At 55.2% G+C, this 24,250-nt stretch carries 21 protein-coding genes; 11 read left to right on the top strand and 10 right to left on the bottom strand.

Going from position 1 to position 24,250, the window contains the following annotated elements:
• Positions 1–34: 34 nt before the first annotated feature.
• On the bottom strand, positions 35–1,531 hold the full coding sequence (gene glpK, locus AC5Q5A_RS18480) for a glycerol kinase GlpK (RefSeq protein WP_493896179.1): 1,497 nt from the start codon (positions 1,529–1,531) through the stop codon (positions 35–37).
• A 313-nt stretch (positions 1,532–1,844) separates the two neighbouring features.
• Here glpK and AC5Q5A_RS18475 point away from each other — a divergent pair, with 313 nt between their 5' ends.
• Entirely contained in the window at positions 1,845–2,396 is a 552-nt protein-coding gene (locus tag AC5Q5A_RS18475) for a hypothetical protein (protein ID WP_493896178.1), read from the top strand.
• A 95-nt stretch (positions 2,397–2,491) separates the two neighbouring features.
• Here AC5Q5A_RS18475 and AC5Q5A_RS18470 read toward each other — a convergent pair whose 3' ends face one another.
• The 6 genes from AC5Q5A_RS18470 to AC5Q5A_RS18445 all read right to left on the bottom strand — a co-directional run bounded on the left by AC5Q5A_RS18470 (position 2,492) and on the right by AC5Q5A_RS18445 (position 10,744).
• Positions 2,492–3,952 carry an NAD-dependent succinate-semialdehyde dehydrogenase gene (locus tag AC5Q5A_RS18470; protein ID WP_008890100.1) on the bottom strand — a complete coding sequence of 487 codons (1,461 nt, stop codon included), beginning with the start codon at positions 3,950–3,952 and terminating at the stop codon, positions 2,492–2,494.
• Positions 3,953–4,228: 276 nt separating this feature from the next.
• Positions 4,229–5,353 (bottom strand): ABC transporter substrate-binding protein, encoded by a 1,125-nt coding sequence (locus AC5Q5A_RS18465; protein WP_493896177.1) that lies wholly within the window; start codon positions 5,351–5,353, stop codon positions 4,229–4,231.
• Between the two features lie 7 nt (positions 5,354–5,360).
• On the bottom strand, positions 5,361–6,584 hold the full coding sequence (locus tag AC5Q5A_RS18460) for an MFS transporter (protein WP_493896176.1): 1,224 nt from the start codon (positions 6,582–6,584) through the stop codon (positions 5,361–5,363).
• A gap of 1 nt (position 6,585) precedes the next feature.
• A complete protein-coding gene (locus tag AC5Q5A_RS18455) occupies positions 6,586–9,039 on the bottom strand; it encodes a TonB-dependent receptor (protein WP_493896175.1) in 2,454 nt (817 codons plus the stop codon).
• 120 nt (positions 9,040–9,159) lie between these two features.
• Positions 9,160–10,125, bottom strand: coding sequence for a FecR family protein (locus AC5Q5A_RS18450; protein WP_493896174.1), 966 nt, complete (start codon positions 10,123–10,125; stop codon positions 9,160–9,162).
• A gap of 100 nt (positions 10,126–10,225) precedes the next feature.
• A complete protein-coding gene (locus tag AC5Q5A_RS18445) occupies positions 10,226–10,744 on the bottom strand; it encodes an RNA polymerase sigma factor (protein ID WP_493896173.1) in 519 nt (172 codons plus the stop codon).
• 429 nt (positions 10,745–11,173) lie between these two features.
• On the opposite strand from AC5Q5A_RS18445, the gene glpD reads away from it, so the two are divergent.
• The 9 genes from glpD (at position 11,174) to AC5Q5A_RS18400 (ending at position 20,332) form a co-directional block, all read left to right on the top strand.
• Complete coding sequence (gene glpD / locus AC5Q5A_RS18440) at positions 11,174–12,730, top strand: glycerol-3-phosphate dehydrogenase (RefSeq protein ID WP_493896172.1); 1,557 nt, start codon at positions 11,174–11,176, stop codon at positions 12,728–12,730.
• Complete coding sequence (locus AC5Q5A_RS18435; RefSeq protein WP_008890107.1) at positions 12,727–13,827, top strand: ABC transporter ATP-binding protein; 1,101 nt, start codon at positions 12,727–12,729, stop codon at positions 13,825–13,827. The genes glpD and AC5Q5A_RS18435 overlap by 4 nt, the downstream gene beginning before the upstream one ends.
• Positions 13,828–13,842: 15 nt before the next feature.
• Positions 13,843–14,937 carry an ABC transporter ATP-binding protein gene (locus AC5Q5A_RS18430; RefSeq protein WP_493896171.1) on the top strand — a complete coding sequence of 365 codons (1,095 nt, stop codon included), beginning with the start codon at positions 13,843–13,845 and terminating at the stop codon, positions 14,935–14,937.
• A 14-nt stretch (positions 14,938–14,951) separates the two neighbouring features.
• Positions 14,952–15,824 carry a carbohydrate ABC transporter permease gene (locus tag AC5Q5A_RS18425; protein ID WP_493896170.1) on the top strand — a complete coding sequence of 291 codons (873 nt, stop codon included), beginning with the start codon at positions 14,952–14,954 and terminating at the stop codon, positions 15,822–15,824.
• A 1-nt stretch (position 15,825) separates the two neighbouring features.
• Positions 15,826–16,629 carry a carbohydrate ABC transporter permease gene (locus AC5Q5A_RS18420; protein ID WP_008890110.1) on the top strand — a complete coding sequence of 268 codons (804 nt, stop codon included), beginning with the start codon at positions 15,826–15,828 and terminating at the stop codon, positions 16,627–16,629.
• A 24-nt stretch (positions 16,630–16,653) separates the two neighbouring features.
• Complete coding sequence (locus AC5Q5A_RS18415; protein WP_063087963.1) at positions 16,654–16,926, top strand: DUF2160 domain-containing protein; 273 nt, start codon at positions 16,654–16,656, stop codon at positions 16,924–16,926.
• A 137-nt stretch (positions 16,927–17,063) separates the two neighbouring features.
• On the top strand, positions 17,064–18,812 hold the full coding sequence (locus AC5Q5A_RS18410; RefSeq protein ID WP_064788605.1) for an ABC transporter substrate-binding protein: 1,749 nt from the start codon (positions 17,064–17,066) through the stop codon (positions 18,810–18,812).
• Between the two features lie 127 nt (positions 18,813–18,939).
• Positions 18,940–19,809: a tetratricopeptide repeat protein gene (locus AC5Q5A_RS18405; RefSeq protein WP_493896169.1), complete on the top strand. Its 870-nt coding sequence runs from the start codon at positions 18,940–18,942 to the stop codon at positions 19,807–19,809.
• Between the two features lie 70 nt (positions 19,810–19,879).
• A complete protein-coding gene (locus tag AC5Q5A_RS18400; protein WP_063087961.1) occupies positions 19,880–20,332 on the top strand; it encodes a hypothetical protein in 453 nt (150 codons plus the stop codon).
• Here AC5Q5A_RS18400 and mobA read toward each other — a convergent pair.
• A complete protein-coding gene (gene mobA / locus AC5Q5A_RS18395) occupies positions 20,322–20,963 on the bottom strand; it encodes a molybdenum cofactor guanylyltransferase MobA (protein WP_493896168.1) in 642 nt (213 codons plus the stop codon). The genes AC5Q5A_RS18400 and mobA overlap by 11 nt on opposite strands.
• Before the next feature lie 260 nt (positions 20,964–21,223).
• Here mobA and sugE point away from each other — a divergent pair, with 260 nt between their 5' ends.
• Positions 21,224–21,544, top strand: coding sequence for a quaternary ammonium compound efflux SMR transporter SugE (gene sugE, locus AC5Q5A_RS18390; protein WP_008890117.1), 321 nt, complete (start codon positions 21,224–21,226; stop codon positions 21,542–21,544).
• 80 nt (positions 21,545–21,624) lie between these two features.
• Here the strand turns inward: sugE and hydA are convergent, their stop codons facing one another.
• Together hydA and AC5Q5A_RS18380 are read right to left on the bottom strand one after the other, a co-directional pair.
• The gene (hydA, locus tag AC5Q5A_RS18385) at positions 21,625–23,076 is read right to left on the bottom strand and encodes a dihydropyrimidinase (RefSeq protein ID WP_008890121.1); all 1,452 of its coding nucleotides are present in this window, start codon (positions 23,074–23,076) and stop codon (positions 21,625–21,627) included.
• Positions 23,077–23,258: 182 nt separating this feature from the next.
• Positions 23,259–24,239 carry an ABC transporter substrate-binding protein gene (locus tag AC5Q5A_RS18380; RefSeq protein WP_008890122.1) on the bottom strand — a complete coding sequence of 327 codons (981 nt, stop codon included), beginning with the start codon at positions 24,237–24,239 and terminating at the stop codon, positions 23,259–23,261.
• Positions 24,240–24,250: the final 11 nt, after the last annotated feature.

Here is a 24,250-nt window from a genome sequence, read left to right as displayed (position 1 = left end):
CCCGGCAATTCCATTGGCAAGGCAGCCATGCGTATCAGTCACTTGGCACTGTTTGCACGCGCTTGACCGCATCTTTCCAGCCATTGAGCAATCCCTGACGGCGGCCCGGTTCGATATCTGGTTCGAAGCTGGCATCAAGGTGCCATTTCTCGGAAATATGATCGAGATCGCGGTAAATACCGGCCTGCAATCCGGCAAGGTAGGCCGCCCCCAGTGCCGTCGTTTCGGTGACTTCGGGGCGCTCGACCGAAATGCCCAAAACGTCTGAAAGCATCTGACACATCCAGTCATTGGCAACCATGCCGCCATCAACCCGAACCGCCTTGGGCGACACACCATCGGCTGCCATCGCTTCGAACAGATCAAATGTCTGATAACAAACGCTTTCAAGGGCTGCACGCACGAACTCGCGCGGGCCGGTATCACGTGTCAGTCCGAAAATCGCCCCGCGGGCATCCGGGTCCCAATAAGGTGCGCCAAGCCCGGTAAAGGCCGGGACAAGGTAAACACCATGATTGTCATCAAGCGATTTCGCCAGCCCTTCGGTTTCGGCCGCCGACTTGATGATACCAAGCCCGTCGCGCAGCCATTGAACCGCCGCCCCGGCAACAAAGATGGCACCTTCGATGGCGTAACTTGTTTTTCCATTGATGCGATAGCCAACCGTGGTCAGAAGCCGGTGCTGGGAGGTCACCGCCTCATCGCCGGTATTCAGGATAACAAAGCAGCCCGTGCCATAGGTACTTTTGATATCGCCCGGTTCAAAACAGCACTGACCGAATGCCGCCGCCTGCTGATCGCCCGCCATGCCGAGAACCGGGATTTCCGCGCCGAAAAGATCGGCATCTGTCACCCCGAAATCAGCCGCACAGTCCTTGACATCGGGCAGCATGTTGCGCGGAACGCGGAAGATTTTGCAAAGCTCGTCGTCCCAGGCGTTTTCGCGGATGTTGAAAAGGTTGGTGCGGGCCGCATTGGTCGCATCGGTTGCATGCGACTTGCCACCGGTCAGACGCCATAAAAGGAAACTGTCGACTGTGCCAAAGGCCAGATCGCCCTGATCAGCGCGCGCACGCGCACCCGACACGTGATCAAGGATCCACGCAACCTTGGTTGCCGAGAAATAGGGATCAATCAAAAGGCCGGACTTGGCATTGACCGCCCCTTCAAGCTTGGGATCGCGCTTTTTAAGCTCATGGCATAGTGCCGCTGTGCGGCGGTCCTGCCAGACAATCGCGTTATAGATCGCCTTGCCGGTCTTGCGATCCCAGACAACGGTGGTTTCACGCTGATTGGTGATGCCGATTGCGGCGACCTTGGCAATATCAACCCGCGCCAATGCCTCCTTGCAGACGGCAACCACGGTGCTCCACAGGTCTTCCGGATCATGTTCGACCCAGCCACTATTGGGGAAATGTTGCGGGAATTCCTGCTGGGCGACGGAAACGGAGCGGCCGTTTTCATCAAAGACAATGGCGCGTGAGCTTGTCGTTCCCTGATCAATGGCAAGGATATAGCGCGTTTCTGACATGTTTGTTTTCCTCCCGAGTCGGCAGGTTTCCTGCCATCCGACCCTGCATACATTGATGCGTTGCGGCCCGCCCTAATGACGGCGCCATTGGTTTTATCGCTCTATTTAGAAAAAAATCGCGGCAAAAAACAATTCGTTTTCGAAAATTTTTCTGCGCAATGCGTTCATACCCCTGATTTGCAAAGGAATTTTCAAGCCGCTTCTGTTGATCAAACAGGCGGTAAAAACGTGCCCGCTTAGCACGGCACAGGGTTTGCAGGGAAAACAGGAGAATGAATTTCAACCGGCATCTTTTTCCCCATGGAGGTTTCTGATGGGATTGTATGAAACGTTGGCTGCTGTCACCAACACCGCACAAAGCGCCAAAAGTGCGGCCAGTTTCCGCCAGACCATTTCATCGAACACCGCCCCGCTTCCCGAAAAGAAGAAGGAAGAAAATGCCGAGCTGGCCTATATCCGCGAACATGGTTTCACGACCTATGTGAAGGAAATCGAGGAACGCAAGATCGAAGAATTGCGTGCGAAGATCCTGCAAAGCATGGGCCTTGATGAAGAGAAACTGGCCGAAATGGATGCCGATGATCGCCAGGCCATCGAAAAGGTCATTGCCGATGCCATCGAGCAGCGCCTGAACGGCAACAGTATGGCCGAGGCCGAACTTGGCAAATCAGCCGACGGGGACGAAACCGCCGATGAGCGCCGTGACCGTCTGCAGGCAAGGATCGCGTTTAACCCGAACATGTTTGATGTGTTTACCGAATTGCAGTCCGAACTGCCAAGCGGCTCTTCGCAGTCAATTACCGGCAAGCAGGACGAACGGGATGAAGCCTCTGGCGCACGCAAGAAAAACATCTTTGATGTCTGAGTGCGGGCCTTGTGGCTTTCAATGCAAAAGGGCGCTGCGAATTGCAGCGCCCTTTTTCTTTTATGACTTCTGGTATGCCGACTGGGGGATAAGCGTTATTCGTCAACTCCGCCCATGCAGACATATTTGACTTCGAGGTAGTCCTCGACACCGTATTTCGATCCTTCACGGCCGACACCGGATTGTTTGACGCCACCAAACGGTGCCACCTCGGTCGAGATGATGCCGGTATTAACCCCGACAATACCGCTTTCGAGGCCTTCGGCCAGTTTCCAGATCCGGTTGATGTCCCGCGAATAGAAGTAGGATGCCAAACCGAACTCGGAATCATTGGCCATCTCAAGCACTTCATCATCAGTTTTGAACCGGATCAGCGGTGCCATCGGGCCAAAGGTTTCCTCGCGGAAGACGGTCATTTCGCGGGTGGCATCGGCAATCACGGTCGGCTGGAAGAACGAGCCACCCTTTTCGTGACGCTTGCCACCTGTCAGGATACGGCCACCCTTGGCAACCGCATCGGCAATCTGGCTTTCGACCTTTTCGACGGCCTTTTCCGTGATCAGCGGGCCGATCACAACGCCTTCGTCCGCACCGTTCCCGACGGTCATTTTCGCAACCTTGGCTGCGTATTTCTCGGCGAATTCGTCATAGATTGCATCATGGACGAACAGACGGTTGGCACAGACACAGGTCTGGCCGGCGTTACGGTATTTGGACGCAATCGCGCCTTCGACCGCGGCATCGATATCGGCATCTTCACAGACGATGAACGGTGCATTGCCGCCAAGCTCCAGGCTGACCTTTTTGACGGTATCGGAACACTGGCGCATCAGGAGACGACCAATCGCGGTCGAACCGGTAAAGGTCAGTTTGCGGACCTTGGCGTTTTCGGTCATTTCCGCACCGATCACCGGCGCATCACCGGTCACGATCGACAACAGCCCCTTGGGCAGACCGGCACGTTCGGCCAGAATTGCCATGGCAAGGGCGGAATACGGTGTTTCCATCGCCGGTTTGACCACCATCGCACAGCCAACAGCCAAGGCCGGGGCGGCTTTACGGGTGATCATCGCGGTCGGGAAGTTCCACGGCGTGATGGCGGCACACACACCAATCGGTTCTTTCAGAACCATTACACGGCGACCTTCGGCAAAGGTCGGGATCACATCGCCATAGACGCGTTTGGCTTCTTCGGCAAACCACTGCAGGAAGGATGAGCCATAGGCGATCTCGCCCTTGGCCTCGGTCAATGGTTTGCCTTGCTCTGCCGTCATCAGGGCGGCAAGGTCGTCCTGATTTTCCATCATCAGGTCGTACCATTTCATCAGGATGCCCGCGCGTTCCTTGGCGGTGCGCTTTTTCCAAAGCTTCTGCGCCTTTTCGGCGACATCAATGGCATGCGCAACTTCATCACGGCCAAGGACCGGCACGGTGCCAAGCACTTCACCGGTTGCGGGGTTGGTTACCTCGGCTGTTTTCCCGTCTGGGGCGTCGACCCATTCCCCGCCGACATAGGCCTGCTGGGTGAAAAGACTGGGGTCTTTAAGCGAAATCATTTGAGTGCCTCCGGAAAGCATTATTGGGAGCGACATGATCGCATTCTGGTCTTTATCTAGTCTGCTCCGTGGTGGATGCCACATTTTTGCGAGATATTTACCTAATAGCAATCGCAAACCGGGGCCGAGGCCTGCTTTGCTAGAAGATTTCAGCAAAGGACAGCCAATCACCGCCGATTAGCAGAACCTGCGATATTTGCGCAAAAAAGCGGGAACAACAGTGTTGCTCCCGCCATGATCAGTCATCGCGTTATTATGTTATGCGCAAAAACACACCTAGTTCGACAGCGTCCCGAAATAGCCCGGCTGATAATCAATCGGCAGAAAGCGGTCATGAAGCTGTTTGAAGGTTTCATCGGGATCGATATCTGCAAACAGATCGGGGTGGAACCATTTGGCCATCTGCTGAATGGCGACGAACTGATAGGGGCTGTTGTAAAACTGATGCCAGACCGCATGGAATGCTTTGGTCTTTTGCGCCTTGATGCCGAGATAAGCCGGGCGGGTCGGATAGAATTTCAGCTTTTCAACAATCTCGTCCGGGTCGGCACCGGGACCGACCGGAACCCATTTGCCACCCGGCACGTAGACATCCCACATCGCGCTGGTGACGATGATGTGGTCCGGGTCAGAAACAATGACCTGTTCGGCATTGATCTGCCCGAAAGTGCCAGGGATCAGGTCCTTGGCAATATTGTCGCCACCGGCCATTTCAACCATCGCACCGAAATTGCCATCGCCAAATGAATGGCAGCAATCCTCGTAAAACCCGGCGGCGCGGTCGATGAATACTTTTGGACGTTCCGGTTTCACACTGGCCAGACGATCAGTGATTTTTGCAATTTCGCCAGCACGGAACGCGATAAATTCCTCGGCACGGTCTTGCTTGCCAAACAGTTTTCCGAACAAACGTATGGAGGGTTCGGTATTGACTTCCGGGCGGTTGCGAAAATCAACATAGACCACCGGAATATCAAGGGCCCCAAGCTTTTCGATATAGGCGGCCTCTTCCACCGCGCGCTTGGTTTCAAGATTGAGGAAAACGATATCAGGCTTTTGCGCAATCGTGGTTTCGATATCAATCAGGCTTTGCTCCAGCCCCTCGAAGGCCGGGATATCGGCAAATGCCGGGAACTTCGCAAGATAGGCCTGATAGGTCGCCGGATCGGCTTCGATCAGGTCCTTGCGCCAACCGACAATGCGCGCCGCCGGGTTTTCGCGATCAAGGGCGGCAATGATGTAAAGCTGGCGCCCTTCGCCAAGGATGGCACGTTTGATCGGGACATTGACCGCAACTTCGCGCCCGGCGATATCGGTTACCGTGATGGTTTCGGCCTGTACTGGCATCGGCGCGATCAGAACCAAAACCATAAACACAAGCATCTGTGAAAGTTTACGCATCCTCGTTTTACTCCCCTGACAGCTCAGTCGGGTTTGTCGTGCGACCGACACCAAACCGCGTCACAGCGGTCAGCACCAAACCGACGAAATAGACAAAACCGACGAGAAAATAGATGTTTGAAAGCCCGGAAACTTGCGCGAACCAGCCGCCGACTGCGATCCCGGCAATCGATGAAAACTGGGCCGTACTTTGCGCCAGTCCCAGCAAATATCCCTGCTGATGATCAGACGCGCGGCGTGACACCAGTGCGGTCAAAACCGGCGTGGTTGCGCCCAAAAGCGTTCCCCACAGGAAATACATCGCGGCAAAAACAATGACCGATCCGGTTAGCCCGGCCGTCACGGTGACGACAATACATCCGGCAATGACCAGACACATTCGCCCCAGAACGCTTTGCGCGGAACGTCCTTCGAAATAGCGCGCCCAAAGAGATGCCGTTGCGACAAAGCCCAGTGCCAACAGGCCATAACACAGGCCAACAACCCAGTTGCCGACATCAAAAGTGTGCAGGACATAAATCGGAAACGGCGATTGCGTCACCATTCGGCCAAGCAATAGAACGCCGATGATCGTCAGCAAGGAAATGACCTGTGGCGATCGCACGATGCTCGGCTTGGTATCCGGTCTGTCACCTGTCTTAGGCCGCACCGGAGCGGCGACAGTCGGAAGCAACACCCAAACCGAAATCATGCAGAGTGCACACAGGATGGCCGCCGAAAAGTTGATCCAAAAGAAGCTGGCAAGATCAAGGATCACACCACCAAACAACGCCCCGCACAGCGAACCGAGATTGGTCGATACCTGCAAATAGGCAAACAGCTTTGCCCGACTTGCCGGGCTTTCGATGCTGACCCCGTACGCCTGGGCCGGTGCGATATATCCGGCACAGGCCCCTTGCAAAAACCGTAAGATCAGGATCGAAAAAACGTCACCAGAAAAGGCCAATGCAAGCTGGGTCGCGGCCAAGCCAAAAAGGGCCCGTATCATCATCGCCTTGTGGCCGAACCGATCCCCGACCCGTCCCCAAAACGTGCTGGTCAACATGATGCCCAGCATCGGCCCGACATAAACGCCGATGCTGGCGAGTGTGAACAGATCATCTGAACTGGTGAGCGAACGCAGATGAACGGGCCAGAACGGCCCGCTCATTTCCATGGCACCCATCGACACCAGTTGCAGGACAAACAGGAGATGGATTTTCCTGTTTGTTCCAATCACGTATCCGGTCACATCAGAAGTCCGCGGTTAGCGACAACAGTGCTGTACGCGGAGCGCCCAAAGAGACGAAGCGCCACTGGTTCACACCCGAATAGTAACTTTCATCGGTGACGTTCTGAACCGTCGCCCGAATGGTTACGGGGGTGTCGTAAAGTTCAGTCTTGTAACGCGCACCGATATCAAGCGTGGTCCATTCCGGAATGTCTTGAGTATTGGCGGTATCGACAAATTGCGACGATGTGTGTGTGACCGTACTGCTTAGTGTCAGACCATCGACAAACGGGGTGTCCCATTCGCCAACAAGATTGATCTGCATTTCAGGCGTTCCAACCGGCCGCTTGCCCAAGTCATCTGCGTTGACGGCTTTGCTGATTTCCGATTCAAGGAACATCACACCACCAAGCAGCCGAATATCATCCGTCACCTGGCCAAAGACATTAAGCTCGATACCACGGTTTCGCTGTTCGTTATCGGCAGTAAAGATATTGGTGCCGTCATCGGTATCACCGTCCGGCTGCGTGATCTGGAAGGCAGAGATGGAACCGCCAATATTCCCGAAATCAAGTTTGATGCCTGTTTCAATCTGTTTGGCGACATAAGGCGCCATCGCTTCGCCCGCGTTGGCGGCACTGCTGGGTGCAATATCTCCCTGATTGAGGCCCTCGATATAGTTGGCGTAAACCGACACAGTTTCAGTCGGCTTAACAACGATGCCTGCCATCGGACTGATTTCGCTGTCGTCATAGGAGCTGCTAACAACACCGCTGCTGTAGTTATCAACAGCAATGCTTTGATGACGCGCCCCAAAGGTGACGAGAACCGTTTCATCAAGGAAGGACAGCGTATCGGCCAATGCAAAGCCGGTTAGTTCCGAGGCAGATGTTTTGGGCTTGCTGGCCGGGGCACTGACGGCAATCGGCGCAACCGCAGCCGTGGTGTAAATGTTGGCGGACGGGTTGGATCCGGCATTGCTGATGCCCTGACGTAGCTCGTCTTCGTAACGTGTGGCTTGAAGCGAGAGCTTGTGCTTGACCTCACCGGTTTCAAACTCGCCCCGCACGCCTGTACTGGCAGACCAGCGATCCGTCTGGAAACGGCGATAGGACAGGCCACTGTCGATGTAATCGCCAGCCGCATTCTGAACTGTCGGTGTTCCGAACAGACGATCAAGCTCGGTGCGCCCGCCGCCAAAGCTGCCAAAGACCGTAACGTCATCAAACAGGTCATATTCCGCCTGTACCATGCCGGAGCGATCCACGGCATCAGACCATTCCCAATCCTGAATGAGGTTGGTGGAACCATCGGGCGCGTCGGGAATGGCAAAGCCGGAATTGAAACGCAGTTCACGTGCAGGCGCATCGAGGTTTTCACGCTGATCAATCAGATCAAGCGATGCCCGGAAGCGATCCCCTTCGTAATCAAGGGCCAGCGCACCAAGGGATGCTTCACGCGTCTGACGATCCAGATATGTATCGCCATTGTGATAACCACCGTTAAAGCGAACGCCAAATTCGTCATCCGCCCCGAAACGGCGGCTGAAATCAATATCGCCGCCTGCCTGTTCGCCGCGACCGTAATCAACGCTTGTCCGTGTCAGGTCCTTTTCACCGGCCCGCTTTGGCACGATATTGATCGCCCCGCCAACAGCGCCAGTGGGCGACATACCGTTTAGCAATGCATTGGGACCTTTGACGACTTCGATCCGCTCGGCCAAACCTGACATCACACGATAGGTCGGTGCCACCCCATAGGCACCGTTGAACGATACTTCGCCGGTATTAAACAGGTTCACGCCAAAACCACGGATTTGATAGGTATCGAGGTTGGCGGTTTCGGCATTCGGCGCACGCACAGACGGGTCATTTTGCAGAACATCCGCGATGGTTTCCGCCTGCTGATCGGCAATATATTCGCTGGTGTAGCTCGTAATACTGACCGGGGCATCCATGATATCGGTATTGCCCAGCATGCCCAGGCGTCCGCCGGTTGCCACCTGCCCGCCAGCATAGGCCGGGGCAAGATCGGATTGCGTGCCGGTGGCCTCGACAATCACCGGATCGGTGACCATTTCGCCGCTGGCATTACTCTGCGCGCTTGCGTCGGTAATGATCAGCGAACGGCTGCCGATTGCGCGATAGGACAAATCCGTTCCGCGAATAAGCATTTCGATTGCGGCTGGGACAGAAAACTCGCCGCGAATTTCGCGCGGTTCGGTGATTTCCGGCAGATCGATGGTATAGGCGATGCTCCAGCCGGAAACATCGCCAATCTGGCTGATACCCTCGGCGATTGACCTGACGCTAAGATCAAAGCTGTAAGGTGCTTGCGCGACTTCGACCTGTTTGCCCGGCATGGTTTGAGTGTTGGTTTCCGCCGCCATCAAACCGGTCGGCAGACCGATTGAGGACGTCATCAACAATGCCGAGATCAGGATATTCTTTTTTGATTTCACCTGCTTGGAATACAAATTCCCGCTCCATTCTGAGATTAGTTTTTCAGGCAGGTCCCCCTGCTCCTAGAAAAACAAACGAGCGGGAAAATAAACTCCTCACATGAGGAAGCACTTTTTTGCGAATTTTTCGCAATCTTAATAAACAACAGTCAACCAAGGTGATGTTTTGATCACCGATCCCCCCACCGCCACGGCAAGCGTTTCAAGGGATCTCCCGATATCATTGGTCGGAAAACTGCCCGAAACAATTTTGTTTCCAATATTTCCCAAAACCATCAGACGGCCCGGTGCGAAGTTATCAAGACGCGCAACCAGATCATCAAGGCGCACGTTCTGTACACTCAGACGCCCATGCATCCAACTTTGTACGGATGCAATATCGACGGCCCCCTTGGCGTGTAGCCCGCCAGCCCCGACGGCCACCGCATCCCCCGGACCAAGCATGACACTGCCTGTATCGGCCCCGGTGGATACCCGGACAGCGCCCTCTTCAACGCCGACCAGTGTGTCTTGGGCCAGGAAATCAACATTGAAGCGCGTCCCAACCACTTCGACTGTTGCCATACCGGCCCGAACCCGGAAGCTGTCGCCATCGCGATGCATGACATCAAAAAATGCCTGCCCGCGCAAAAGCTCGACATCCCGGTTCCCGTTTTCAAAGTCGGTGGCAATCGCGCTGTTGGCGGCAAGAAAAACCGCGGATCCATCCGGCAGCCGGATCTCGGTTACCGTCGCAGCATCGGTAACAATATCAGCCTGAAGATTTTCCAGGACATCGGGGTTTAGAAAAGCAACCATCGCCAATACCGCCACCACCGCAGCACATGAAGTCACAGTCCGTAGCGGAGAGAACCAGTCAAGCACCCTTTGCCAAACTGGCACCTGCCCGGCGTCGCTGACTGCAATGCGGCGGGCCGGTTCTTCGACCTGCGCCCAAAGAACGCGCATCTGATCATAGGCAAGGCGATTGCCTGTGTTGGCATTAAGCCAGGCATCAAATTTCTGTTCCTGCGCGGCCGTCAGCGAACCACCTGCACGCTTTACGTGCCAAAGGGCTGCTTCGTCCTTTTGCGCCTCGGTCAGTTTAACGTCGCCTTGCATTGATCTGTTATCGGTCCACACGGTACTGGCTGTTATGCGATTTCTATAACGAATAAACGGCTGAGAACAAAATATCCTCATGCCGTTTGGCTCAAACTTTTCAATCTGTATCCCGATAGGCTTCCAGACGTTGCTGGCAATGGCGCATGGTGCGTGCAAGTTGCTTTTCCACTGCACTGACAGATATTCCGTATTTCTTTGCCAGCTTTGCGTTCGAAACACCTTCTACCCGGTGCAGAACAAACATCTCGCGCGCCTTGGGTGAAAGTTCGAGCAACGCCCGATCAAGCGCGGAAAGAGCCTGGCGCGACTGGGCATGTGCCTGCGGGGAAGAAGTTTCTTTCTGCCATAACTGGACGGGAAGGATCCGGCTCATCAAACCGGTGCGCCCCGCTATGCTGCGATGATGATCAATGACGGCATTACGCACCGACGCATAGAGAACCTTGACGTTTTCCTCGTCTGATCCGTGATCACCGGAAAGCAGCAATCTGGCATAGACATCCTGAACAATCTCGTCGGCCGTTTCACGATCACCGATACGGCGATTGGCCATCGTGACCAGTTGCCGACGATGATCCTCAAACAGTTTCGAGAGCGTGTTCTGCCAGGGCTTCATATTCAGATAATACCGAGATCGCTTGGTCCCCCTTGGCCATGCTGCACCTTCGGGTCACAAAAAGGCCGGGACGCGGAACCTAACAACAATGATAATCATTTTCAATTGCAAAACGCTGATCAATATCGGGCATCACCGATTTCCGCCTTCGGAGCGGTCATTTTTTCAGTTTCAACCGATTCCAGAGGTCTTCCCGCCCTGACTGCAAACGAAACAAACACCGATTTGCTCCAGCCTCGAACGCGGAACTGATCAATATCTCAACGATTACAATCTGTTACGATTCCGGAAATCAGTTTCGTTAATGAAAATTTCAACCCGCAATAATTTTCGCTTGCAATTATTTTGGGGCGTTCGTAACGTTTGTGAAAGAACAGAACGGCAGTTGAGAACAGCTGTCACAAATAAGAGCAATTGGGGAGGAATCGGTTGCTCACTTCAGAAACATATGACATCGCCATCATTGGCGGTGGGATCAATGGCACGGGCATCGCGCGTGATGCGTCGGGGCGTGGGCTGAGCGTCTATCTGTGTGAAAAGGATGACCTTGCCAGCGCGACCTCGTCTGCCAGCACGAAGCTGATCCATGGTGGCCTGCGGTATCTTGAACATTATGAATTCCGCCTTGTGCGCGAAGCGCTGATTGAGCGCGAAGTTCTTTTGCGTGCTGCCCCACACATCATCTGGCCGCTTCGCTTTGTCCTGCCCCACGTCAAGGGCCTGCGCCCGGCATGGATGATCCGGCTTGGTCTTTTCCTGTATGATCATCTTGGTGGTCGCGAAAAACTGCCCGGGTCCGAGGGCATCAAGCTTGCCACCCACCCGGCCGGTGCGCCGTTGGTCAAGGGCATGGACAAGGCCTTTGTCTATTCCGATTGCTGGGTGCAGGACGCGCGCCTTGTGGTGCTGAATGCCATGGATGCCCGTGATCGCGGTGCCGATATCGAAACCCGCACCGAATGCGTATCGGCCAAACGTGAAAACGGCCTTTGGACCGTGACACTGCGCAATATCGACGACGAGTCGGAGAAAACCATTCAGGCCAAATCACTGGTCAATGCCGCAGGTCCGTGGTGTGCCGAGCTTCTTGAAAAGCGGGTTGAGGCCAAAAAGAAACAGGGCATTCGCATGGTTCAGGGCAGCCACATTGTGGTGCCAAAACTGTTTGACCATGACTATTGCTATATCTTCCAGAACCCGGACGGTCGCATTGTTTTTGCCATCCCCTATGAGCAGGACTTCACCCTGATCGGCACGACGGATCGCGATTACAAAGGCGATCCGGCCAAGGTCGCGATCAGTGCAGATGAAACCAAATATCTTTGCGAACTTGCCAATACCTATTTCGAAAAGAAAATCACCACCGATGACGTTGTCTGGGCCTATTCCGGTGTCCGTCCGCTGTATGGCGATGGCAGCGAAGACGCATCCCAGGTAACCCGCGACTATGTTCTGGAAATTGACCGGGGCGAAAATGCCGATAATGGTGCGCCGCTTCTAAACATCTATGGCGGCAAGATCACCACCTATCGCAAGCTTGCGGAATCAGCGATGAGCAAGCTTTGCCCGCTACTTGGCAGCAACGACACAAGATGGACCGCGGACAAACCGCTTCCGGGCGGCGATATCCCTGATGCGGATTTCGAACGCTATCTTACCGCGATGCACAAGAAGTTTCCCTGGATTGCGCAAGCACAGCTATACCGTTACGTCCAAAACTACGGCACACTCACCAATATGATCATTGGCGATGCCAGCGATCTGAAAGGGCTTGGAAAGCACTTCGGTGACGACGTATACGAGTGCGAATTGCGCTATCTGGTGGATCACGAATGGGCCAGAACGGCCGATGATATTTTGTGGCGCCGCTCCAAACTGGGGCTGCACCTTTCGGATGAGACGCGTAATGCCATTGTCCAATGGTTCAAAACCGAACCGACATCAAAAAACACCGTGAAAGCGGGCGAAGGAAACAGTGGAAAATGACCCTTACGCTTGAAAACATAACCAAGACCGTGGGTGGGGAGACCCACATCGACGATGTGTCGATGACGCTTGAACCGGGCTCGTTCAACGTCCTTTTGGGGCGCACACTTGCCGGGAAGACGACGCTGATGCGGATTATGGCAGGGCTTGAGCCGCCGACCAAGGGCCGCATCCTTGTTGATAATGCCGATGTGACCGGCATGGCTGTGCAGAAACGCAATGTCGCCATGGTCTATCAGCAATTCATCAACTATCCGTCGATGAACGTGTTTGACAACATCGCATCTCCCCTGAAATTGCAGGGCGTTGACAAGGCAGAGATCGAAAAGCGTGTGCGTTCGACAGCCGAACTCATGCATATCGAACATCTGCTTGATCGACTGCCACAGGAACTTTCCGGTGGTCAGCAGCAACGTACCGCCATGGCACGCGCCATGGTCAAGGATTGCAAGTTGCTGCTGCTTGATGAACCGCTGGTCAACCTGGATTACAAACTGCGCGAAGAACTCCGCGAAGAGATCCCCAACCTTCTGGCCGAGCGCGACACCATCGTTGTCTATGCCACGACCGAGCCGATGGAAGCATTGCTGCTGGGTGGTAAGTGCGCGGTGATGCATGAAGGCCGGATGACCCAGTTTGGCCCGACCACAGAGGTTTATCACAACCCGGCCTCGGTCAAGACCGGCCTGATCTTTTCCGATCCGCCGATCAACCTGGTTGAAGCCGAAGTGCGCGATGGCGCGATCTTTATGAAAAGCGGCCACCAGGTGCCGCTTAAAGGTCATCTGGCGAACCTTTCAAATGGCGATTACACCCTTGGCATTCGCGCCAACCACCTGTCGGTTGATCCGACCGGGGATGATACGATCGCGATGCAGGGACAGGTCGAACTGGCCGAAATCACCGGTTCGGAAACCTTTGTGCACGTCCATTTCAATGATGTGTCCTGGGTGATCCAGGAAGAAGGCGTTCACAACCCGCGCCTTGGCGAAGCAACCCAGTTCTATGTCGATCCGACACGCCTGTTTGCCTTTGATGCGAACGGTGCGCTCGTGGCCGCCCCGCCGGTCGAAATTTCAAACGGCAAAGCGGCGTGAGGGAAGAGTAAGAAAATGGCACGTATTGATCTTAAAAGCCTTGCGCATTCCTACTTCCCCGATCCGAAAACGGACGAGGACTATGCCCTGCGTCGCATGGAGCATGTCTGGGAAGATGGCGGTGCTTATGCGCTTCTTGGCCCGTCGGGATGTGGCAAGACGACTTTGCTGAACATCATTTCAGGCCTTCTGACCCCGTCACACGGTCAGGTCCTGTTTGATGGCAAGGATGTCACAAGCCTTGCCCCGGAAGAACGCAACATCGCACAGGTTTTCCAGTTCCCGGTGATCTATGACACCATGACGGTCTATGACAACCTGGCCTTCCCGCTGCGCAATCGTGGCATTGATGAAAAACGCGTTGATGCCCGTGTGCGCGAAATCGCCGGGATGCTTGATCTGACCGGCAAGCTCAAGCAAAAGGCACGCGGCCTTGGTGCGGATGAAAAACAGACGATCTCGCTGGGGCGTGGTCTGGTGCGTGACGATGTTTCGGCCATTCTGTTTGACGAACCGCTGACCGTGATTGACCCGCATCTGAAATGGGTTCTGCGTCGCAAGCTTAAGGAAATTCACAACAAGCTGCGCCCGACCATGGTGTATGTCACCCATGATCAGGTCGAGGCGCTTACCTTTGCTGACAAGGTTGTCGTCATGTATGGCGGCAAGGTCGTGCAGCTGGGCACCCCGCAGGAATTGTTTGAAAATCCGGCCCATACCTTTGTCGGGTATTTCATCGGAAGCCCCGGCATGAACATCATGGATTGCAAGATTGATGATGGTGCGGCCTGGGTTGATGGTCAGCGTATCGGTCTTTCGGACCGCCACCTTGCGGCCGTTTCAAAACAGACCGGCAAGCTTGAACTCGGCATTCGTCCCGAATTCCTGACCCTTGAAACCGGCAATGCCGACAAGGGATCAGACGGGATCGAAGTTAACATCACCAAGGTCGAAGACCTTGGCCAGTTCAAGATCGCGACCACCCGGTTCGGCGCATCTGAAATCAAGGTCAAACTCGGCGAAGACGAACAGGTTGTCGGCCAGTCCGGCATTCTGCGCTTTGCGCCGGAATGGACCAAGCTTTACGCCGACAGTCAGTTGGTCGCGTAAGGGGGGATGGGGAAATGAACAAGATTACCAACAACAAGGCTTGGTTACTCGTCCTGCCAGTGTTCTTTATCGTTGCCATCAGCGCGATTATTCCGCTGATGACAGTTGTGAACTATTCGGTTCAGGACATTTTCGATCCGCAGACGCGGTTCTTTGTCGGCACCGAATGGTTTGAACAGGTTCTGGGCGACAGCCGCCTGCATGATGCGCTGCTGCGTCAGATTTTCTATACGCTTTCGGTTCTGTTCATCGAAATTCCGCTGGGCATTGCGGTTGCACTGACCCTGCCGCGCAAGGGTTGGGGTGTTTCGGCATCGATGGTCTTGCTGGCCTTGCCGCTGCTTATTCCATGGAACGTGGTTGGCACCATCTGGCAGATCTTTGGCCGTGCCGACATTGGTCTTGGTGGCTATGTCATCAATCTGATGGGCATTGATTACAACTACGCCCAGAACCCGATGGATGCCTGGCTGACCGTGCTTGTCATGGATGTCTGGCACTGGACCAGCCTGATTGTGCTGCTCTGCTATGCCGGTTTGCGCTCGATCCCGGATGCCTATTATCAGGCGGCCAAGATTGACGGTGCATCACGCTGGGCCGTGTTCCGCTTCATTCAGCTGCCGAAAATGCAGTCGGTTCTCGTGATCGGTGTTCTGCTGCGCTTTATGGACAGCTTCATGATCTATACCGAACCGTTCGTCCTCACAGGTGGCGGTCCGGGTAACGCAACCACCTTCCTCAGCCAGTTCCTGACCCGGATGGCAGTCGGTCAGTTTGACCTTGGTCCTGCTGCGGCCTTCTCGCTGGTCTACTTCCTGATCATTCTGTTGGTTTGCTGGGTTTTCTATACCGTCGTGATGAACGCCGGAAAGCAGGGGGAACAATAAAATGCAGTTCCAGAAACGACATATCGGACTTCTTCTTTATATCCTGTTCCTGTTGGTTCCGATCTATTGGCTGTTCAACATGTCAATCAAGACCAATACGGAAATCCTGGGCGCAATGACCCTGTTCCCGGACAATCCGACATTGGCCAACTATGCAACCATCCTGACCGATCCGGCCTGGTATACGGGTTACATCAACTCGATGATCTATGTCGGCATCAACGTGGTGATCTCGCTCGTGGTTGCCCTGCCCGCGGCTTATGCGTTTTCGCGATTCAACTTTACCGGCGACAAGCATCTGTTCTTCTGGCTTCTGACCAACCGTATGGCGCCGCCGGCCGTGTTCCTGTTGCCTTTCTTCCAGCTGTATTCAAGTGTCGGTCTGTTTGACACCCATATCGCTGTGGCACTGGCACACTGCCTGTTTAACGTGCCACTGGCTGTCTGGATCCTGGAAGGTTTCATGTCGGGGATCCCCAAGGAAATCGATGAAACGGCCTATATCGACGGTTATTCGTTCCCGCGGTTCTTTGCCACGATCTTCTTGCCGCTGATCCGCTCAGGCATCGGTGTGACCGCGTTCTTCTGCTTTATGTTTAGCTGGGTAGAACTTCTGCTGGCGCGCACGCTGACCTCGGTCGAGGCCAAGCCGATTGCCGCCACCATGACCCGTACCGTTTCGGCATCGGGGCTTGATTGGGGCGTTCTGGCGGCTGCGGGTGTTTTAACCATCGTCCCGGGCGCCTTGGTGATCTGGTTCGTTCGCAACTACATCGCAAAAGGTTTCGCGATGGGTCGCGTGTAATCGGAAAACAGGAGGAATATCAAAATGGCATGGATGGCCTGGACCCCGATTACCGCCGCGTTCTTTGGCTGCATCTTTTTGATGCTGATCGGGATGGGAATTTGGCAGGCGGTTTCACCGACCGTTCCGCGGCGTGGCTTTTTGCCACTGACCACCACACGCGGTGATCGCCTGTTTATCAGTTTGCTTGGAGCCGCCTATATCCATCTTGGCTGGCTGGCATTTACCGATGCCGCCCTTTGGATTGGTTCCATCATCGCACTTGTCTGGCTCGTCATTGTGATGCGCTGGGGTTAACAACCAAAACGGTACCGCGTCCTATAGCGGTGCCGTTTTCGATCGAATTCATCACGGTGGGCTGTCCGTCTTCCCCCAGCGTCGATGACCGGGTTTACCGGATGAGCAATAAGGAAGACGACCAGGGAGAAAACGACATGATCGTTAAAGCCAAAGGTGCCAAAAGCGTTGTTAAAGGCAGCGCCGTTGCAGTCGCCCTTGGTCTTGCTGTGCTGGCGAACCCGGCCATGGCAGATCAATATACCGACGCGGCGAAAAAATGGATCGACAGCGAGTTCCAGCCGTCGAGCCTGAGCAAAGACGCCCAGATGGCCGAACTGGAATGGTTCATCAAAGCAGCTGAACCGTTCCGCGGCATGGACATCAACGTGGTGTCTGAAACCATCACCACCCACGAATATGAGTCCAAGGTTCTGGCAAAGGCCTTCTCGGAAATCACCGGGATCAACCTGACCCATGACCTGATCGGCGAAGGCGATGTCATCGAAAAACTGCAGACCCAAATGCAGTCGAACCGCAACATCTATGACGCCTTCATCAATGACTCGGACCTGATCGGGACCCATGCGCGTTATGACGCAGTTGTGCCGCTGACCGACTGGATGGCGGGCGAAGGTGCGGACGTTACCTCTCCGACCCTGGATCTGGACGACTTCATCGGTCTGTCCTTCACCACCGGTCCGGATGGCAAGCTTTATCAGCTTCCTGACCAGCAGTTCGCGAACCTTTACTGGTTCCGTTATGACTGGTTCCAGCGTGAAGACCTGCAAAAGCAGTTCAAGGACAAGTACGGCTATGACCTGGGCGTTCCGGTCAACTGGTCGGCTTATCAGGACATCGCCGAATTCTTCACCAATGACGTTGGTGAAATCGATGGCCAGAAAGTCTATGGCCACATGGATTACGGCAAAAAAGACCCGTCACTGGGTTGGCGCTTCACCGATGCGTGGCTTTCCATGGCTGGCGCTGGCGACAAGGGCATCCCGAACGGCCTTCCGGTCGACGAATGGGGTATCCGTGTTGAAGGCTGCTCGCCTGCTGGTTCAAGCGTGACCCGTGGTGGTGCCGCAAACGGCCCGGCAGCGGTTTATGCCCTGACCAAATACATCGACTGGCTCAAGGCTTATGCCCCGCCAGAAGCAGCCGGCATGACCTTTGGTGAAGCTGGTCCGGTTCCGGCACAGGGCCAGATCGCACAGCAGATCTTCTGGTACACCGCCTTTACCGCCGACATGGCGAAAAAAGGTACGCCGGTTGTGAACGAAGACGGCACGCCGAAATGGCGTATGGCCCCGTCGCCGCACGGCCCGTACTGGGAAGAAGGCATGAAGCTTGGTTATCAGGACGTGGGTTCCTGGACTCTGATGAAGTCCACCCCGGTTGAGCGCCGCAAAGCTGCATGGCTCTATGCACAGTTCACCACCTCGAAGACCGTATCGCTGAAAAAGACCCTCACCGGTCTGACACCGATCCGTCAGTCTGACCTGGATACCCAGGAAATGACCGATATCGCTCCGAACTGGGGTGGTCTGGTCGAGTTCTATCGTTCGCCGGCCCGTGTTCAGTGGTCGCCGACCGGTACCAACGTTCCGGATTATCCGAAACTGGCGCAGCTCTGGTGGCAGAACGTTGCCGAAGCTGTAACCGGCGAACGGACCCCGCAGGAAGCCATGGACAACCTTGCGTCTGCCATGGACAGCGTTCTGCAGCGTCTGGAGCGTGCAGGCATCGGTGGCGAATGTGCACCGAAGCTGAACGAAGAACGTGATGCCCAGTACTGGTTCGACCAGCCGGGCGCACCGAAACCGCCGCTTGCCAACGAAAAACCGCAGGGTGAGACCGTCAAATATGACGATCTGATCGCGGAATGGCGTGCAGCCCAGTAATTCGGGCTACACTACTGGGGGTGTCGGGGGTGATTTTTTCGCCCCCGACCGTCCCGGACTTTATTCATCACTTTTGATTTTTTCATATCTGATCGCCCGGTATTTTGCGGGCAAAGGTAACTTTCCCATGCGCCTGTCATTCTCCCTCCGCCGGACTGCTTCCGCTCTTGGCTGTGCTGCCGTAACGGCACTGGCCATGAGCGGCTTTCTTGCCACCGGTGCTGCGGCGTCCTCGGCCCTTGATGACGGGATCTCCGCCTATCGCCATGGGGAGTTTGAAAAGTCGGCCGATATTCTCGCACCACTTGCCAAAAGCGGCGATGCCACCGCGCAATATCTTCTGTCCTGTCAGACCATCAATGGCGTTGGTGTTACTGCCAACGAAGATGCCGGCTGGACGCTGATGGAACAGGCATCAGATAACAACAATCCGAATGCCAGTGTTGTCATGGCTAGGCGCCTTGAGGCGATGGGCGGTGACAAAGACGAAATCCGCGGCCTTTATATTGCTGCTGCCCAAAAGAACAACACCCAGGCGATGCTGTGGCTGGCCCTAGATGCGCTTGATCGCGGCGATGCGACACAGGCCGAAGCCCACCTTAAACAGGCGTGGCAACTTGGCGATCCACGTGCGGCAACACTTCTTGCCAACCGCTTTGCCAAAAGCGATGTCGATCGCCTGACTTATTTGCGCCGTGCTGCCCAACATGGCGAAATGCGCGCGGCTGCCTACCTTGCCGAAGAAGCCCGCACGGTCGATGACAAGGCCGAAGCCGTTGGCTGGTGCGCCATTGCGACCGGCATGCCCGGCCATAACGAAGATGTCGACTGGAAAACCATTGGGGATGCGGTCGAAAAAAACTGCGGCCAGTTCGACAAGGACCTGTCGCCCAAAGACCGTGCGATCAACCGCGAACGCGTTGATCATTTCCTGTCTGAGTTCTTCAAGAATTACGAGCCGTGGCAGCCGTGGCGGGCCTGTGCGGTTGAACAATAGACCTCACAGCTCTGTGTTGCATCACAAGTTGTGTTAAGCCAAGCTAGCCTCAGTAGGAGGTATTGCTACCATGGGCTTCTGGTCTATTAGAGCTGCATTTGTCGTTGCAAGTATATTTGTCGACTATCTAATTGCGGAATTCCTGAGTGAGCATAACTCGGAGTTTTGGCTGATATTTACGGTGCTGCTGACGGCACCAGTATTGTTCGCCCTCAAGTACGCCTTAATAAAATACGTTATCTGCACCGTATTTCTGAACGAGAGCGCCACGACTAAACTCCTGCTCAAGTTCGAGAGAGAGTCATGGCCATATCCTCTAATGAATTATCGCGACGGTATGGACTATCTTGTAGATTTGACAGTTGACGAAGATGCATCGCCTGAAGTCAAAGTGTCGGCCGCACGCCTACACGGCAACTTGGAAAACCAATTCCAATCGATGCAATTGCTCAGCGCATTTATGTCGAACAAGGTTTTGACGAAGGCTGTTAATGCCTACCGAGAAGCCCATCCTAGCTCTTAGTCAATGCAACTTGCTTCTCCAACGCAACATTGACCGTACGAAGGTCATCCGGCGTATTGACGTTGGTAAACGGTTCCAACCAGGAAACCTGATCTTCAAACACCACCCGCGGTGCTTCCAGCGCCTGCAATGGCCCGCGCACCCTTCGATCATCGGACGCCAGCAGGTCGGCAATCACCGGGGCGGCGTCGCGGTGCCAAATGCTGGAGAGGTAATGGTCGCGGTCTGCATGGCTGGCAAAGGCCGCCTTCGCCCCGGCATCCTCCGCTGCGGTCCGCAAGCGCCCCACCATATCAAGCGGCACAATCGGGCAATCGACCGGGAAGGTCACCAGCCAGTCAATGCCATCGGGCAGCGCTTTCAAGCCACCCAAAATACCCCCCAGCGGCCCCTGCCCCGGTTTGGGCGCATCTCCAACCACAGGCAGGCCATAATCCGCAAACGCCTCTGCCCCGGCGTTGGATGAAATGATCACCTGATCGCATTGGGCTTGGGCAAGATCAATCACCCGCCCGATCAGGCTTTTCCCCCCGACCTCGCGAAACGCCTTGTTCCCGCCCATGCGTCGCGCTTCGCCGCCGGCCAGAACAAGGCCAAGGGTTGGGACATGTTGGGATTGGGGCGTGTTCACGATAAGACCAAACCTTTGAAGGGGGCGAATAATCAGACGCCCTCATCATAATCCAGTGCGTCAACCGTTGCATCTGTCGTCTTGTCACGAACGCGTTTTCTAAGGCCTCGCCCTGATGCTGCACTGCGTCATTTTTACATTGTCGCCCTACAGGCATTGATTTAGAGTGATTAAAGACTTTGCGACTTTCGCCTTGATACCGGACGACCGGTATTCCTGATCCGATCAATGGGGACGGCCCCGCAAGACAGGAGGCCCCCATGGCCTGGACAGCGTTGGTTATTGCCGGATTTCTCGAAATTTGCTGGGCGATTGGCCTGAAATACACCGAAGGTTTCACCAAGCCCATCCCAAGTGCGCTTACCATTGCCGCAATCGCCGCCAGTTTCTGGCTGCTTTCAATTGCCATGCGCACCATACCGATCGGAACGGCCTACGCCATCTGGACCGGCATCGGTGCGGCGGGTGCCGTGATCTTTGGCATCATCATGGTCGGCGAACCGGCCAACCCCGGACGGCTTGTCGCCATCGCGCTGATCCTGTCGGGGATCGTGATGCTGAAATTGTTCAGCCCGTCGTAAAACGCAGGTCTCAACACACGAATGCAAAAACGGGGCAGCCATTGGCCGCCCCGTTTTTTAATCGATCATGCTCGGTTGGCTTAGACGCCAGCCGGAATACCGCTGCGTTCAACCTTGCGCGGCGAGGTAATTTCTTTCCATTTGGAAAGCGCCTTGTTGACCGCCGGATACGGTTCGCGGGCGATGAATTCGCCGTCGCCGCATTTGGCAAGAACCACACCTTCTTCGGCGGCAATGCGACCGCGGCTGAGTGTGTAGCGCGGAAGGCCGGTGACCTCTATGCCTTCAAACACGTTGTAGTCAATTGCCGACTGCTGGTGTTTGGCAGTGATGGTTTTCGACGCCTTAGGATCCCAAACCACAAGATCGGCATCCGCCCCGACAAGGATCGCACCCTTGCGCGGATAGATGTTGAGGATCTTAGCAATGTTGGTCGAGGTCACGGCAACAAACTCGTTCGGGGTCAGACGACCGGTGCCAACGCCATAGGTCCACAGAAGCGGCATGCGGTCTTCAAGGCCGCCGGTGCCGTTCGGGATCTTGGTGAAGTCGCCAACGCCCATGCGTTTTTGTTCGGTCGTGAACGCACAGTGGTCAGTTGCGACAACCTGCAGACTGCCCGATGCCAGACCGTTCCAAAGGCCATCCTGATGTTCCTTGCTACGGAACGGCGGGGACATCACGCGACGTGCGGCGTGATCCCAATCAGCGTTTTTATATTCGCTGTCATCGAGAATAAGGTGCTGGATCAGCGGTTCGCCAAACACGCGTTTGCCATTGGCGCGCGCACGACGGATGGCCTCATGCGCCGGTTCGCAGGATACATGCACGATATAAAGCGGCACATTGGCCATATCGGCAATCATGATCGCACGGTTACATGCCTCGCCCTCAACATCGACGGGGCGCGAATAGGCGTGTGCCTCTGGCCCGTTATTGCCTTCGGCCAGCAATTTCTGCTGAAGGGTGGCGACCACGTCACCGTTTTCGGCATGCACCAGCGGCATCGCGCCCAGTTCCGAGCAGCGCGAGAAGGATGCGAACATTTCGTCGTCATCGACCATCAAGGCACCCTTATAGGCCATGAAGTGCTTAAACGTGTTGATGCCCTTTTCCTGAACGATGGTCTTCATTTCATCAAAGACCTGCTCGCTCCACCAGGTGACGGCCATGTGGAAGGAATAGTCGCACACCGCCTTGGAGGATTTGTTATCCCAGGCCTGCAATGCTTCGAGCAGCGACTGGTTCGGGGCCGGCAGGCAGAAATCGACAACCATGGTCGTGCCACCGGCAACGGCGGCCTTGGTGCCGCTTTCGAAATCGTCTTCGGAATAGGTGCCCATAAAGGGCATTTCCATATGGGTATGCGGATCAATCCCGCCGGGCATCACATAGCAGCCGTCGGCCTCGATCACCTTGTCCCCGGTCAGGTTGTCCCCGATGGCGGCAATCTTGCCGTCTTCGATCAGGATATCGGATTTGTAGGTCAGGTCGGCGGTAACGATGGTTCCGCCACGAATAACCATGGACATGGGTGGCTCCTTGTCTGTCTCTGCGGCGAAAAGTTGCGGGCCATCCCGGCATTTCGCCCGTTATCTCCAAACACCCCCGAGGGTATTCAATCTCTATTCAATCGATCGTCATAGTCCTGGAAGTCATCCCGTCCGGCGAAGCCAAAACCCCGCCGGACGGATAAAAGTCACAAGATGGAAGATTACATCTTGTCAGTCACGGCGTGGGTCCAGGCACCTTCCGGTTCCTTGGTGATCACCGGATCGGAACCACCCGAAAGCAGGCTGTCAACGGTACGCTGATAGGCTGCCTCGTCGAGAACCGCAGAATCACCCAGCAGTTTGGCGATTTCGGTCATCATGCGGACCTGATGTTTTTCGGTCTGGGCACCGGTCATGTCGTTATCAAGAACGATCATCGCGGCGTCTTCCGGGTTTTCCTTGGCCCAGTTCCAGCCCTTCATGCTGGCTGCAACAAAGCGCGACATTTTGTCGACGAATGCCGGATCCGAAAGGTTATCTTCAAGAACATAAAGACCGTCTTCAAGGGTTGCGACACCCTGATCTTCGTATTTGAAGACCTTAAGGTCATCAGCCGGAATACCGGCATCAATCACCTGCCAGTATTCGTTATAGGTCATGGTCGACACGCAATCGGCCTGCTTCTGGATCAGCGGATCAACGTTGAAGCCCTGCTTAAGCACGGTGACACCATTTTCGCCGCCATCGGTCGGAATGCCGAGTTTCGACATCCAGCTCAGGAACGGATATTCGTTGCCAAAGAACCAGACACCAAGGGTACGACCCGGGAAGTCATCCGGGCTTTCGATGCCGGTTTCCTTCAGGCAGGTCAGCATCATGCCCGATTTGGCGAATGGCTGTGCGATGTTCACCAGCGGCACACCCTTTTCACGCGATGCAAGGGCGGATGGCATCCAGTCAATGATCACGTCCGCACCACCACCGGCAATCACCTGCGGCGGGGCAACGTCCGGACCACCCGGATTGATGGTCACATCAAGGTCGGCTTCTTCGTAGAAACCTTTATCGAGTGCCACATAGTAGCCTGCAAACTGGGCCTGCGTGACCCATTTAAGCTGCAGGGTTACCTCGTCTGCTGCCATCGCCGAAAACGATGCCAACCCGAAACTCAACCCCATAGCAGTCGAAATAAACTTATTCATTCGTCGATGTC

Source organism: Thalassospira sp. CA1, from assembly GCF_059052855.1.
The sequence above is the reverse complement of the archived record's forward strand: the minus strand, read 5'-3'. Positions and strand labels throughout refer to the sequence as shown.

Coding starts and splice junctions, on each gene's coding strand:
- glpK (WP_493896179.1), bottom strand. CDS start 1,531: ATGTCAGAAACGCGCTATATCCTTGCCATTGATCAGGGAACGACAAGC.
- AC5Q5A_RS18475 (WP_493896178.1), top strand. CDS start 1,845: ATGGGATTGTATGAAACGTTGGCTGCTGTCACCAACACCGCACAAAGC.
- AC5Q5A_RS18470 (WP_008890100.1), bottom strand. CDS start 3,952: ATGATTTCGCTTAAAGACCCCAGTCTTTTCACCCAGCAGGCCTATGTC.
- AC5Q5A_RS18465 (WP_493896177.1), bottom strand. CDS start 5,353: ATGCGTAAACTTTCACAGATGCTTGTGTTTATGGTTTTGGTTCTGATC.
- AC5Q5A_RS18450 (WP_493896174.1), bottom strand. CDS start 10,125: ATGCAAGGCGACGTTAAACTGACCGAGGCGCAAAAGGACGAAGCAGCC.
- AC5Q5A_RS18445 (WP_493896173.1), bottom strand. CDS start 10,744: ATGAAGCCCTGGCAGAACACGCTCTCGAAACTGTTTGAGGATCATCGT.
- AC5Q5A_RS18435 (WP_008890107.1), top strand. CDS start 12,727: ATGACCCTTACGCTTGAAAACATAACCAAGACCGTGGGTGGGGAGACC.
- AC5Q5A_RS18430 (WP_493896171.1), top strand. CDS start 13,843: ATGGCACGTATTGATCTTAAAAGCCTTGCGCATTCCTACTTCCCCGAT.
- AC5Q5A_RS18425 (WP_493896170.1), top strand. CDS start 14,952: ATGAACAAGATTACCAACAACAAGGCTTGGTTACTCGTCCTGCCAGTG.
- AC5Q5A_RS18420 (WP_008890110.1), top strand. CDS start 15,826: ATGCAGTTCCAGAAACGACATATCGGACTTCTTCTTTATATCCTGTTC.
- AC5Q5A_RS18415 (WP_063087963.1), top strand. CDS start 16,654: ATGGCATGGATGGCCTGGACCCCGATTACCGCCGCGTTCTTTGGCTGC.
- AC5Q5A_RS18410 (WP_064788605.1), top strand. CDS start 17,064: ATGATCGTTAAAGCCAAAGGTGCCAAAAGCGTTGTTAAAGGCAGCGCC.
- AC5Q5A_RS18405 (WP_493896169.1), top strand. CDS start 18,940: ATGCGCCTGTCATTCTCCCTCCGCCGGACTGCTTCCGCTCTTGGCTGT.
- AC5Q5A_RS18400 (WP_063087961.1), top strand. CDS start 19,880: ATGGGCTTCTGGTCTATTAGAGCTGCATTTGTCGTTGCAAGTATATTT.
- sugE (WP_008890117.1), top strand. CDS start 21,224: ATGGCCTGGACAGCGTTGGTTATTGCCGGATTTCTCGAAATTTGCTGG.
- hydA (WP_008890121.1), bottom strand. CDS start 23,076: ATGTCCATGGTTATTCGTGGCGGAACCATCGTTACCGCCGACCTGACC.
- AC5Q5A_RS18380 (WP_008890122.1), bottom strand. CDS start 24,239: ATGAATAAGTTTATTTCGACTGCTATGGGGTTGAGTTTCGGGTTGGCA.